Consider the following 13,657-nt stretch of genomic DNA (forward strand, 5'->3'; position numbering starts at 1 on the left):
GTTTTTATGATCCTTTATTATGTAACGGTAGCTCTGAGGCATCTCAAAAAAAGCATCTGGTTTTCATCCATCAATCTGATCGGATTAACGGTCGGTTTAGCTGCATGCATCATGTTATGTTTGTATTTAGCGCACGAGTTATCGTTTGATCGTTTTCACGAAAAAGCTGAACGGATGTACCGTATCGTGGAGCACCAATCATCGGGCGATACGATGGAACGCCTAGCCGCGCATACCGCCGGACCTCTTGCTGACCATCTTAAATCGAAATCGGATATCGAATCGGCAACGCAAGTGCGCCGTTTAGGCCGCTATACCATCACGGTCGGAGATAACCGGTTTTATGAAGGCGATTATCTATTCGCCGATCCCACATTTTTTGAAGTTTTTGATTTTCCGATGCGCAGCGGCAATCCTTCACTTTCATTAAGCGAACCCCTGTCCGTCGTATTAACTCCGGAATCGGCACTACGATATTTCGGTCATACGGATGTTGTCGGCCGATTTCTATCCGTCGAAAGTTTTGGACTCGTCAAAGTTACAGGTTTATTGCAAACACTGCCCGGCAATTCACATCTTCAATTCAGTATGTTGTTTTCAATTTCTTCCATTCAGGATCAGCGTTTCAAAAAATTCAAAGAAAGCTGGGAGTCCGGTGGATTTATTACGTACGCTGTTGCACGCGAAGGTGTGAACATAAATACTTTAGAAAAGGATGTCCTGAATATCATAAACGAAAAAATCGGCCATACCAATAAACGTCGCACGATACAGTTACAACCGCTGACGGATATCCATCTTTATTCGAGTGCTATCGAATCTGACCGCAATTTTCAAAAAAGCGATCCTCAATATTTGTACCTTTTTTCGGCCATTGCGCTGTTTATTCTCATTATCGCCACGATCAACTATATCAATCTTTCCACGGCGCGTTCTCTGCATCGGGCGCGCGAGGTCGGCGTGCGAAAATCCGTCGGCGCCCGTCTTCCGCAGTTGATCGGCCAGTTTGTAAGCGAATCGGTTTTGCTGGTGTTTATTGCGATGATCTTTGCATGCGGTTTGGTTGAACTTTTTGTCACGCATTTTAGTGCATTGATCGGGAAACCGATATCGTTTTCTGTTTTCAACAATCCTTTTCTTATCGCATTGATAATCCTTTTCACACTCACGGTCGGGCTCCTTTCAGGCGCCTATCCGGCATTTCACCTTTCGAGACTCAATGTGATTCATATTTTCAAAGGGTATTCGCGTTCATCTAAACATGAACGTGGTATCCGCGCGGGTCTTGTCGTCGGTCAATTTACATTATCCATCGTGATGATCGTTACCACCATCGCCGCCTATAGGCAGTTAACTTATATTCGTGAAAAAAATCTCGGCTTTGAAAGTGAACATTTGGTAGTTATCGATATCAATTCGGGTGAAGTGCGCAAGCATCTAGTCGGTATGAAATCCCAGTTCGCCTCACACTCGTCGGTAAAATCCGTCAGTGTGACTTCACGCGTACCTGGCGAATGGAAAGATATTCCCGAAGTGGAAGCTTATTCACCGGGCGTAACCCAATCCGTAAAAACTGCGTTTATTGCCTCCGATATGGATTTTCTTCATACGTTCGGTGTACAACTTATTCGGGGACGCAATTTTTCCGATGCGATGGGTACCGATTCGTTCAGCGTAATAATCAATGAAACGGCGGCCAAAGCTTGGGGATGGGATGAACCTATCGGCCAACGTATTCGCGTGCCGGACCGTCAGTTCGAAGCAACGATTGTCGGCGTTGTCGGTGATTTCCATTTTCGCTCTCTTCATGATAAAATCCAACCTTTGATCATAGGTTTTTTATCGCCACTCGGTGAACATCCGATAGATCGAAGCGATTATTTTTCGGTTCGTTTCACGGCAGACAACATGAATGACTTGATGCTTCACCTTCGTCAGGTGGGTGAAAAGTATGACCCGGAACATCCTTTTGAATATAATTTTTTGAATGAGAAACTTGCTTCCTTTTATCAGGAAGATGAACGTATCGGCAACATTTTTATTGTAAGTGCGGCGTTTACAATATTTATCTCCTGTCTTGGGCTTTTTAGTTTATCATCATTTTCGGCTGAACAACGACGCAAAGAAATAGGCATCCGAAAAGTTATGGGGGCTCATACCCATCGCCTCGTTTTCTTCCTGGCAAAAGATTTTCTTAAATTGGTTGTGTTTGCAATTCTTGTGGCCGTACCGATAGCCTACGCCGTCCTTGTTTATTGGTTGAGTAATTTCGCATACCGCATCGGCATCGAACCGGATTTATTCATATCCGGAGGGTTGATAGCGCTCGGCATTGCATGGGTAACGGTCGCCTATCAGGCGTATCGTGCCGCATCCGCCAATCCCGTGGATGCACTGAAGTATGAGTAAAAAGTTTTGAATAAATACGTTAACCGCTGCGTCCGAAAAAAAAATCGAAAGGCCGCCAATGCTGTTTAATTTCCTAAAAGTCAGCCTGCGCAATATGTGGCGCAACCGTGCTTACGCCGCGATCAACATTATCGGTTTGACCGTAGGTCTGACGGCATGTTTCATCATTGGCGTGTATGTGATTCATGAAACATCCTACGATCGGTTTCATGAAAAATCCGAACGTATCTATCGTATTCATTCAGATACACGGGGTTTTGGTTTGTCGAACGCCTCTTCACCGGCGTTGTTTTCAGAATTACATAAATATAATGCGATAGCAAGCGCAACACGGGTCTTTCGCCATTGGTTTGACCCTCTGGTTTCACGCGATAAAGAAAACGGTTTTATCGAAAGTCAATTTTTCTTTGCGGATTCGTCTGTATTTGATGTGTTTAGTTTAACTCTTCTCGCAGGTGAAGGGCGAGAAGCGCTTGGGCGACCGATGACCGTATTATTAACCGCTTCGACTGCGCGCAAATATTTCGGGAAACAGTCTCCGGTAGGATCAATATTAAAATATAATGCCGAACATGAATTCACCGTCGCCGGCGTTATTGACGATTTTCCATCCACTTCGCATGTGCGGCCTGATTTTATCGCTTCGATGGGTTCGACGGAAAAAATATTCTGGCCGACATTTTTAAAATCAAGCGGCAACCTTGTAAAAACCTATATCGTCGTACGCCCGGAGGCATCGGTCGAAAACCTCGCAGCCGATCTGACAAGTATCTATACGACGCGCTACGGTAATGATAATCGTGTCACCCTCAGCCTGATGCCGCTTACCGACATTCATCTCAAATCCACCGTCGAAAAAGATTTTAGTGTCAACAACGATATACGCTATGTACAGCTGTTGGGCGTCATCGGATTAATCATCATTTTGATTTCGCTGATTAACTATACCAATCTTACCGCGGCGCGAAGCCTCTCGCGCAGTAAAGAGGTGGGTATTCGCCAAACGCTCGGCGGTTTTCGCTCGATGATCGTCATCCAGTTTTTATGCGAATCATTTTTATTCGTTTTGTTAGGACTCGCTTTTTCGATGGTCCTTTCGGAAATGTTGTTTCCTGCGATTAATCGTATGACCTCCATTCATCTCAGTTTTTCGTTATTGGATAGCACACACTGGATGATGATCGCCGCATCCGTCGTCCTGCTGGCCATAACGGGCGGGGTCTATCCGGCGTGGATCGTCGCGCGATTTAAAATAGTCCATACTCTGAAAGGACGGGTCGAACACGTACGCGGCCGTTGGCTGCGCAAAGGTCTCGTCATTTCGCAATTTGTTTCCGGCGTAATTCTGATCGTAGCGACAAGTGTGATCTGGCATCAGATGCAGTTTATCCGTGAAGCGCGATTAGGTTTTACTAAAGAAGAAGTGGCGATCGTACGTCTGATGGATCCTTCGGTTGCATCCAATCTCCCCGCACTCAAACAGCGTTGGCTCAATATTCCGGGTGTCCAATCCGTAGCCTTAGCCAATGCTATGCCCGGTAAAACGCATGCCGGTGATTACATTTCACACCGCGGCACGGATGAAGACCTAGCCGTCGCGGTCAACTGGATAGATGAAGGTTTTGTGCCGACCATGGATCTTTCAATCATCGCTGGTCGCAATATTTCACCCCCTCATCCGACCGACAACGACGGATCGGTTTTGATCAACGAAGCCACGGCGCGTGAACTGGGATACCCCGATCCGGAAAAAGCGATCGGCACGCTGATCACCCTTCAGGGAACTGACGGCGGTAAACAACGAACCGTCGTCGGTGTGGTAAATGATTTTCATTACGAAAGCTTTAGACACAAAATTACGCCGTTGATTCTCGTTCCACAGTTCGAACGATGCGCCTACCTTATGGTTCGTTGCAATACGCAAGCATTGGATCAGACACTGGATCGGATCAAAACCGTCTGGTCGGAGATGGCCACGGAGCAACCGTTTGCCTTCACGTTTTTAGATGACTCATTTCAGCAGTTGTATGCGCAGGATCGTCGGTGGTCTCTGGTCGTCGGTGCCGGGGCTTCGGCCGCTCTGATCATCGCATGCCTCGGTCTTTTCGGATTAGTTATTTTCAGCGTCCAACGCCGCGTCAAAGAAATCGGTGTACGCAAAATTCTCGGCGCTACGATCGGTAATATTATCCGGTTACTTACTAAAGAATATCTTTTACTGATCGGTGCAGCCAATATGATCGCTTGGCCGATAGCCTATTATTGGATGCAGGAATGGCTCACTCAATTTGTTTACCGCCCTTCGTTTCCATGGCTTGCATTTCCTTTGGCGCTGGTTGCAACGATGAGCATGGCCATGCTGACGATTGGTTTTCAGGCATTCAAAGCGGCTGTGACCAATCCGATACATTCGCTCAAATATGAATAATACGTGTACGATCAAAACGCATCATTTTTATGGCAACCTTATGATGAGGTCAAACGTATAAAAATTGATTTACGCGCTTGTTAAATAACACAATTTTCAACCTTAAGAGACGAGCCCCATGCTTAATAATTATCTTAAAATTGCTTTTCGCAATCTTATTAAACACAAACTTTACTCCACGATCAATATCGTGGGTCTGTCAGTAGGCATCGGCGCTTGTTTGGCCATATTACTCTTTGTAAAGGACGAATTGCGTTATGATCGCCATCACCCGCAGGCCGATCGGATATACCGTATTACGCGTTCTTGGAATAATCCCAACGGGGAAACCAGCCTTCACCTGGGAAAAATTGCACCGCCGGCGGCTCCGCTGATGAGAACGGACTTTCCGGAAATAGTCGTAACTCAAATTTTACAGGATTTTCAAACCCGACTGAAGTGCGATAATAAAGTTTTCGTTGAAAGCGGCTTATTCTTCGCGGATGAATACGCGTTTCCTATTTTCAGTTTCAAGGTTGTCAAAGGAGATATCCAGAACGCACTGAAAAATCCCAATGAGCTATGGATAACCGAAAGTATGGCACGCAAGTACTTCGGAGATGCCGACCCTATCGGTAAAATCATCCGTTACGAGGACGACGCCGACCTGAAAGTCGCAGGTATACTTGCCGATCCGCCCCAGCAAACGCATTTTCACTTTGATTTCCTTGTTTCGTTCAGCACCTATAAAGCTTTTACCCCTCCGGAAAGATTGACCTATTGGGGCTCGAATAACTATATCACGTATGCCTTGTTGCCTGAAGACTTAACGGCTTCGGCGCTGGAAGATAAGCTGGTCGCTTTTGTAGATCGGCATATCCCGCTGAGCAACTCACATTTTCCAAAACCGAGCATGGGAACTCGCCTGCACGTGCAGAAGATGACCGATATCCATTTATATTCACATCTCGATTCGGAAATCGAACCCAACGGCGATATTTTGTATGTCTGGACTTTTTCGATTGTTGCAGTCTTCGTACTGTTGATCGCGTGTATTAATTTTATGAATCTTTCCACGGCGAAAGCATCGGATCGTGCCACGGAGGTCGGCGTGCGCAAAGCGATCGGCGCACATCGCGGCGATTTGATCCGTCAGTTTTTGAGCGAATCACTGGTGATCGCCGTCATCGCAATGATATTGTCGATCGGTCTTGTGGAACTTTCGCTCCCGTTTTTTTCATCTTTTGTCGGAAAATCCCTCGACCTTTCGTTAGTAGAAGATTATGGAATGCTGTTGTCGGTGCTGGGTATTTTGCTGGTCACCGGTGTTGTGGCCGGCAGCTACCCGGCTTTTTATTTGTCTTCCTTCGAGGCGGCCAAAGTACTCAAAGACAAACGGCAGTTTGGTTCCGCCCGATCACGTTTTCGCTCCGTCCTCGTCGTGACCCAGTTTGCAATTTCCATCGCTCTGGTTATCGGTATCGGCATCATCCGTAATCAGATCGATTACTGCCGCAATGCCGATATGGGATTTGATAAGGATCGCGTCGTGTCGCTTTTTATCGAACAGGAAACCCGCGACAAAATTCCACAAGTCAAGGCACAACTTCTGCAACTGCCCGGCGTTGAATCCGTTGGGTCATCGAGTCGTATTCCCTCCGGTCGCCTTTTAGATAGTTATAAAATGACCGTGGAGTCGGAATCTAAAATGAAGGAAATTGATTTTCGCATAGCCGCAGTGCGCGTGGATGAAGACTTCTTTCCGACCTACGGTATGACGATGGCAAGCGGTCGTAATTTCTCCAGAACGTACGCGACCGACGACACGGCGGCGGTCATGTTCAACGAGGCGGCCGTCAAAGCCATAGGCTGGAAATCCAATGATGAAGCGCTGGGCAAAATGGTGATCTCGGCCAATCGTACTATGAAAGTAATCGGTATCGTCAAGGACTTCCATTTTGAGTCCATGCACGAAAAAATTTCGCCGATTGTTTTTATTCCCAATACAGGCAACTATACTCGCCTGTCCATTCGATTGCGCGGAACAGCAATACCGGAAACGATGGATCACATCCGTACACTTTGGGCGGAATACCATCCGTCACTGCCGTTTGAATATCAATTCATTGATGAAAGTTTTGATCGGTTGTATCGCGCCGAAGAGCGCTTGGGAACCATATTACGCGCCTTTGCCATATTTGCCACTTTTATCGCCTGCCTTGGACTGATCGGTCTGGCCGCTTATATGGCTGAACGACGTACGAAAGAAATCGGCGTCCGCAAAGTAATGGGGGCGTCGTCCTGGAGTATAGTCCGGCTCTTGGCTTCTGATTTTGTACGATTGGTGGCGGTGGCCAATCTGCTGGCCTGGCCGCTAGCCTACTATGTCATGAATCAATGGCTTGCGACGTTTGAATATCGCACTCCACTTTCGATAGTACCGTTTGCCGTAGCAGGGCTGACGGCCGTCATTATCGCAATCGCCACTGTGAGTTTTCAAGCCTATCGCGCCGCCAGCGCCAACCCGATACGGTCCCTGAAATACGAATAACATGATTTATATATTCAGGAGTACATGCGCATGTTGACCAATTATATCAAAATCGCTTTACGCAATATGCTCAAAGCCAAAGGCTATTCGGCCATCAATATTTTGGGATTGGCCGTCGGTCTGGCGTGTTGCTTATTGATCGTACTTTTTATCAGCGACGAACTGAGCTACGACACCCATTATGCCAACGGTGATCGTTTGTACCGCGTTTATCTGAACGCTCGCATCAACAACAAAGACTTTGTCACGGTAACTACTAATAGCCCTTTGGCGGCCGCTATGATGAAGGAGATCCCTGAAGTCGAAACGGCCGGTCGTCTCTACAGTCCGGGAAATTTTACGATTCGTTACGGGGAAAAAATCTTTAATGAAGAGCGTATGTATTTTGCCGATCCGACGATGCTGGATATTTTTAGTGTGACCGTTCGCGACGGCGATGTCAAAAATTTTGACCAACCCAATATGATTATTCTGTCGGAAAGTATGGCCAAAAAATATTTTTCAGACGAAAATCCGATCGGCAAAGTCCTGCGGCTTGACGGCAAAACCGATTACAAGGTCATCGCCGTGTATAATGATGTACCCGGCAACGCGCATTTGCATTTTGATTTTTTGGCCAGCCTCACCAACCGTGAGGAGGGGAAAAGTACGCAATGGCTAAGCAATAATTTTTCAACGTACACACGATTAAAACCCGGCGCATCCACAACCAGCGTCGAATCCAAGATGCATGAAATGGTCATGCGTTATGGCGGGCCTGAGCTAAAACGATACGCTAATAAGACCTTTGAACAGTTTTTTTCGCAAGGCGGCGCCTACGCTTATCATTTGCAGCCGATCCGCGACATCCATTTGTATTCCAATCTTGAAAATGAACAAGAACCCGGCGGGGATATTACGTACGTTTATATTTTTTCAGGCATTGCTATTTTTATTTTGCTCGTTGCGTGTGTCAATTTTATGAATCTTGCCACCGCACGTTCCGCAGGTCGCGCCAAAGAAGTCGGCATTCGCAAAGTACTCGGCTCCGAACGCGGTCAGCTCATACGTCTCTTTCTGATCGAATCGCTGGTCATCACGACCTTGGCGATGATCATCGCCGTACTTTTGGCTGAAATGGCACTGCCATTTTTCAACGAACTCTCAGGCAAATCGCTTGATATCGGAATCGCAACCAATCCCCTGCTTGGTATCGGACTTGCCTTGGCGGTACTTTTAGTCGGTGTGCTGGCCGGCACCTATCCGGCGTTTTACCTCACGGCTTACCAACCGATCGCCGTACTCAAAGGAGCGATCGCTTCCGGCGTAAAAAATAGCAGACTGCGTGACGTCCTTGTTGTTTTTCAATTCTGCGTATCCATCATCCTGATCGCGGGCACGATCATCGTTTACCAACAGCTACAGTATGTACAAAACCGAAATCTGGGTTTCCAAAAAGAACAGATCCTCGTTATTCATAATGTATGGCAAATGAATAAACAAGGTGATGCCTTCAAACAATCCGTCCTGCGCACACCCGGCGTCGCAAGCGCATCGCTCACCAGTACTTTACCCGGGCATCCTACCGGCAACAGCGCATTTCAGATCGAAGGCGATGCGTCCAATGAACCGTATCTCCTTTGGCAAGTGCGAACCGATTTCGACTTTCTTAAAACTATGGGGATTAACATGTCCCAAGGCCGCGATTTTTCGATGGAACATCCTTCGGATTCCTCTGCGATCATTATCAATGAGGCGGCTGTCCGTCTGATGAATATGCCGCAACCCCTCGGCAAACGTCTGACGCGTTTTAGTTCTCCGCCATACGAAATCGTCGGCGTCACGCAGGATTTCAATTTTCAATCTTTACGCAATCCGGTTCGCCCGATTTCGATTTTTATGAATCCTCCGGGTTTTCCGGCACCTTCATTTTTAGCGGTTCGCGTAAAACCGGATCATTTACAGGAAACCATACAATCCATCGGTCAGGTGTGGAATCAATTCCAGCCCGGTGAACCGTACGTGTACACCTTCCTCGATGAAGATTTCGGAAACCTGTATCGCACGGAAGAGCGCGCCGGCACGATCGTAACGACGTTTTCAAGTTTGGCTATATTTATTGCCTGCCTTGGGCTTTTGGGTCTTGCCGCTTTTGCCACCGAACGGCGCACTAAAGAAATCGGTATTCGCAAAGTACTCGGCGCATCCGAAGGTCACATCATCGGCATGATCTGCAAAGAATTCGTCTTATTGGTTACCGTCGCTTTGGTCATCTCCGTGCCGATCGCATACTACGTGATGAATCGCTGGCTGCAGGATTTTGCCTACCGTATTGACATCGGCGCTGATGTATTTATTCTGTCGGGCGTGATTGCATTGACCGTGGCGCTGCTGACGGTAAGCTATACGGCGATCCGCGCCGCCTTGTCTAACCCCGTAAACGCATTGAAGTATGAATAACGTTTCGTCCATAGAAATACGCGCAATTGAAAATCGCGATAATACGGCTTTAGCATCCATCATACGCACGGTTATGCCGGAGTTTGGCGCCGACGGTCCGGGTTTTGCCATACACGATGCCGAAGTCAATGATATGTTCGCCGCTTACACACGCCCGCGCAGCGCTTATTTCGTGGTCGTAGCCGATGGCGTCGTCTCCGGCGGTGGCGGCATCGCTCCTTTGGCGGGCGGAGATGCGAACGTATGCGAATTAAAAAAAATGTATTTTCTTCCCGGCTTGCGGGGACGCGGCGTCGGACATAAGATCATCACGCTTTGTCTGCAAAGCGCCATGGCTTTCGGTTATAAACAATGTTATCTCGAAACATTGACCGGCATGGACGCAGCACAGCATTTGTATAAACAGCACGGGTTTCGTTCCATTCCTCAAGCGATGGGACAAACCGGCCACTACAGTTGCGATCGTTTTTATATCAAAGATATTTGACCACAATGCCATAAAAACTGAAAGGATATGCCATGGCTGAAGTCGTTATCCAATTGCCGGAACTCAACTCCAAAGACCGCATCGAAGTCGAATGCCGGATCAACGGAAAAAAACAAGTCCTGCATTACCGCGTGGAAATTTTTGCTTGGGAGGATTGCAATGAACCCGTAGCGGATCGTGCACTGTGCCTCAAACGATTGGTTGAAAATTACGATCCTAATTGGCAACTTCAGCAGATCGGCGCTTATACGGATAAAACCGTACAAGTGATGTTCCGCGAAAAGCACACCCCCGGCACTTTAATCCATTGATAGAGGTATCATGATCACGCTGAAAAACATCGAAAAGTATTACGAAAACAAAAGCATCAAAAATTATGTCCTCAGGGATATCAACCTGACCATTCAGCCCGGCGAATTTGTTTCCATTATGGGGCCGAGCGGTTCCGGCAAATCCACCCTGCTGCATATCCTCGGTATGCTGGACGAACCGACCAAAGGCGAGTATCTTTTTTTGGATCAGGAAGTGCACCGCATATCCGAACGCCAAAAAACCGAATTGCATAAAAATCACATCGGATTTGTTTTTCAGAGTTACCATCTTATCGACGAACTGACCGTCTATGAAAACATCGAAACACCGCTGCTGTACAAAAAAACGAGCGGCTCGGAACGCAAAGCTTTGGTCGCGGATATTTTGGATCGTTTTAATATCGTCGGTAAAAAGGATCTATTCCCCAGCCAGCTATCCGGCGGTCAACAACAACTTGTCGGCATTGCCCGTGCGGTGATCACCGCACCGAAAGTCATCCTCGCCGACGAACCTACGGGCAATCTCAATTCCGCCCAGGGCGAAGAGATCATGCAACTTTTCAAAAAACTCAATCAGGAAGGCACGACGATCATTCAGGTCACCCACTCTGAAAAAAATGCGGCGTACGGAAATCGTATCATCAATCTTTTAGACGGATTCATTCAGAAATAATACTTCGCTGACACATATTCTTATTTTATGTTTTGGAAAATCAAAGCGCTTCTGTATGCCAGGTTCCGGCATGTATTTCCTTTTGGGTATTTTTTAAATAAAGAGAACGCCGCTTTGATAAAGCTTCTCCAACCGTCGATTCGACCCGATGACTATGTACTGGATGCCGGATGCGGCGATGGCAATGCTACGCGAATACTTTTGAAAATACACCCTCAGGTTCGAATCATGGGCATAGATCAATCTCCATCCATGGCAAACTATATAGAACATTCCGGACGCACTGAAATTCGAATCGCTTCACTGGATGCCATCGCAGAAGAAAATCATACTTTTGATGCCGTGATGTGTATCGGGGTCACCGAGTATATCAACGATATCCCGAGGGTACTGCTTGAAATAAAACGTGTAACCAAACCCGGTGCGCCGATGGTGATAACGTTTGCCCCGCCGGTATTTTGGAATTATCTGCGCTTCGGATACGGAAAGACTCTACGTTTAATATCAACGACGGAAGCAACTCACTTTCTTCAAGAAAACGGCTGGCTAATCCAATCACAGAGCGCAACTTCGATGCAAATTCAATTTCTTGTACGAAATTCTGTCTGATGAAAATCACTCTTCGCAATGCCGCATAGAGGAAAAAAAGATAGTCTCAATAAAATCGCCTTGGGCCTTGGTTTCTTAGAAGAACTTATTTCACATCGGCTCTCAACTTAGTCATCGCTTAGACGTGCCGTATCGAAATGAAAAATAAAAACCATTCTCGCAGAGACGCAAAGGTTACAAGGCATTGTTTATACATTCATTTCTTAGCGTCTTAGCGAGAATGTGTTTCGAATAGACTCTCAACTTAGTTATCGCATAGACGTTCCATATCGAAATGAAAAATAAAAACTATTCTCGCAGAGACGCAAAGGTTACAAGGCATTGTTTATACATTCGAGACGCAAAGGTTACAAGGCATTGTTTATACATTCATTTCTTAGCGTCTTTAGCGAGAAGGTATTTCGAATAGACTCTCAACTTAGTCATCGCATAGACATTCCGTATCGAAATGAAAAATAAAAACTATTCTCTCAGAGACGCAAAGGTTACAAGACATTTTTTGTACATTCATTTCTTAGCGTCTTAGCGAGAACGTATTTCGAATAGACACTCAACTTAGTTATCGCATAGACATGCCGTATCAAAATGGCCAATAAATACAACCAATCGCAATATTTCAAAAAAATATATTCAAAACATCGCTTCGACATTAGTGATAATGCTATATTTAAATCGTTCTGTTTTAGATATTTAAATCAAAAAGGCAAATTATGGAAACATCTGATATTGTTTTATTTTTCACGGCCACGCTATTACTCAATCTTTCACCCGGGCCGGACATGATATACGTCATAGCACGAAGTATTGGACAAGGTAAATTAGCCGGCGTCGTCTCTTCCCTTGGAATTTTTGCAGGTTGTTTTTTTCATATTATCGCCGCTTCATTGGGTTTAACCGCGCTTTTGGAAACGGTACCATTAGCCTTTGATATCATCAAATACACCGGCAGTGGTTATCTGATCTATTTAGGAATCCGAATTCTAAATGCAGGTCCTCCGGCCGAAGGAGAAACTGTAAGATCCATGCCTTTATGGGCAATATTCAGGCAAGGAGCGATCACCAATATACTCAATCCGAAAGTAGCTCTTTTTTTCGTAGCGTTTCTGCCACAATTTGTTAATCCGCATGATCCGTCGGCGCGTTTTCAGATGGCCTCTTTAGGCTTATTTTTTAATACAAGCGGAACAATCGTCAATATTCTTGTCGCTATTGTATCATCGTATGCGGGGGTGTGGATCAAACAAAGCCTGAAAAATGCTTCATGGTTCAATCGTTTCACGGGATTGGCCATGATCGTTTTGGGTATTCGCCTGGCCTTACAAAGAAAAAAATAATTCCGGTTACATGTCCGATTTCCGATCCGTCATTCGTCATTAATATGTAGCACATTAAATTCATACAAACGAAAGGGTACAACGTATGCAATCGTACATGATGATTTTCCGCGGTGGCGATGACGCCATGGTCAAAATGTCACCGGATGAGATCCAGCAGCACATGGGCCAGTGGTTTGCTTGGGTGGAAAAACTGACCAAAGAAGGACGTTATGTCAGCGGCGAACCGCTGGTTATGGAAGGCAAAGTCGTTCGCGCCAAAGGCGTCATCACGGACGGACCTTTTGCCGAAGGGAAAGAATTGGTCGGCGGTTTTTTTATAGTCAAAGCCAAATCCATCGACGAAGCATGCGACATGGCCAAAGTGTGCCCCAGTTTTCAGTTTGACGGCGCCACGGTCGAGATACGCCAGGTTCAGGAAATGGAGCACGCATAAT

10 protein-coding genes are annotated in these 13,657 nt (G+C 46.3%); all 10 read left to right on the forward strand.

The genetic code is table 11. From position 1 onward, the window contains the following. Positions 1 to 6: 6 nt before the first annotated feature. The 10 genes from HUU58_07120 (at position 7) to HUU58_07165 (ending at position 13,656) form a co-directional block, all read left to right on the forward strand. The gene (locus HUU58_07120; protein NUN45438.1) at positions 7 to 2,409 is read left to right on the forward strand and encodes an ABC transporter permease; all 2,403 of its coding nucleotides are present in this window, start codon (positions 7 to 9) and stop codon (positions 2,407 to 2,409) included. Positions 2,410 to 2,467: 58 nt separating this feature from the next. Then, positions 2,468 to 4,837 carry an ABC transporter permease gene (locus HUU58_07125; protein NUN45439.1) on the forward strand — a complete coding sequence of 790 codons (2,370 nt, stop codon included), beginning with the start codon at positions 2,468 to 2,470 and terminating at the stop codon, positions 4,835 to 4,837. Between the two features lie 118 nt (positions 4,838 to 4,955). Beyond that, positions 4,956 to 7,367 carry an ABC transporter permease gene (locus HUU58_07130; protein ID NUN45440.1) on the forward strand — a complete coding sequence of 804 codons (2,412 nt, stop codon included), beginning with the start codon at positions 4,956 to 4,958 and terminating at the stop codon, positions 7,365 to 7,367. 30 nt (positions 7,368 to 7,397) lie between these two features. After that, positions 7,398 to 9,806: an ABC transporter permease gene (locus HUU58_07135; GenBank protein NUN45441.1), complete on the forward strand. Its 2,409-nt coding sequence runs from the start codon at positions 7,398 to 7,400 to the stop codon at positions 9,804 to 9,806. After that, on the forward strand, positions 9,799 to 10,293 hold the full coding sequence (locus HUU58_07140; protein NUN45442.1) for a GNAT family N-acetyltransferase: 495 nt from the start codon (positions 9,799 to 9,801) through the stop codon (positions 10,291 to 10,293). The genes HUU58_07135 and HUU58_07140 overlap by 8 nt, the downstream gene beginning before the upstream one ends. Before the next feature lie 32 nt (positions 10,294 to 10,325). After that, positions 10,326 to 10,604 carry a hypothetical protein gene (locus tag HUU58_07145; protein NUN45443.1) on the forward strand — a complete coding sequence of 93 codons (279 nt, stop codon included), beginning with the start codon at positions 10,326 to 10,328 and terminating at the stop codon, positions 10,602 to 10,604. 10 nt (positions 10,605 to 10,614) lie between these two features. Further along, positions 10,615 to 11,277 carry an ABC transporter ATP-binding protein gene (locus tag HUU58_07150; GenBank protein NUN45444.1) on the forward strand — a complete coding sequence of 221 codons (663 nt, stop codon included), beginning with the start codon at positions 10,615 to 10,617 and terminating at the stop codon, positions 11,275 to 11,277. A gap of 114 nt (positions 11,278 to 11,391) precedes the next feature. Continuing rightward, positions 11,392 to 11,886 carry a class I SAM-dependent methyltransferase gene (locus HUU58_07155; GenBank protein NUN45445.1) on the forward strand — a complete coding sequence of 165 codons (495 nt, stop codon included), beginning with the start codon at positions 11,392 to 11,394 and terminating at the stop codon, positions 11,884 to 11,886. Between the two features lie 710 nt (positions 11,887 to 12,596). Next, positions 12,597 to 13,220 carry a LysE family translocator gene (locus HUU58_07160; GenBank protein NUN45446.1) on the forward strand — a complete coding sequence of 208 codons (624 nt, stop codon included), beginning with the start codon at positions 12,597 to 12,599 and terminating at the stop codon, positions 13,218 to 13,220. 85 nt (positions 13,221 to 13,305) lie between these two features. Beyond that, a complete protein-coding gene (locus tag HUU58_07165) occupies positions 13,306 to 13,656 on the forward strand; it encodes a hypothetical protein (protein NUN45447.1) in 351 nt (116 codons plus the stop codon). The last annotated feature ends 1 nt before the right edge of the window (position 13,657 follow it).

This window comes from bacterium (assembly GCA_013360215.1).
GTDB lineage: Bacteria > CLD3 > CLD3 > SB21 > SB21 > JABWCP01.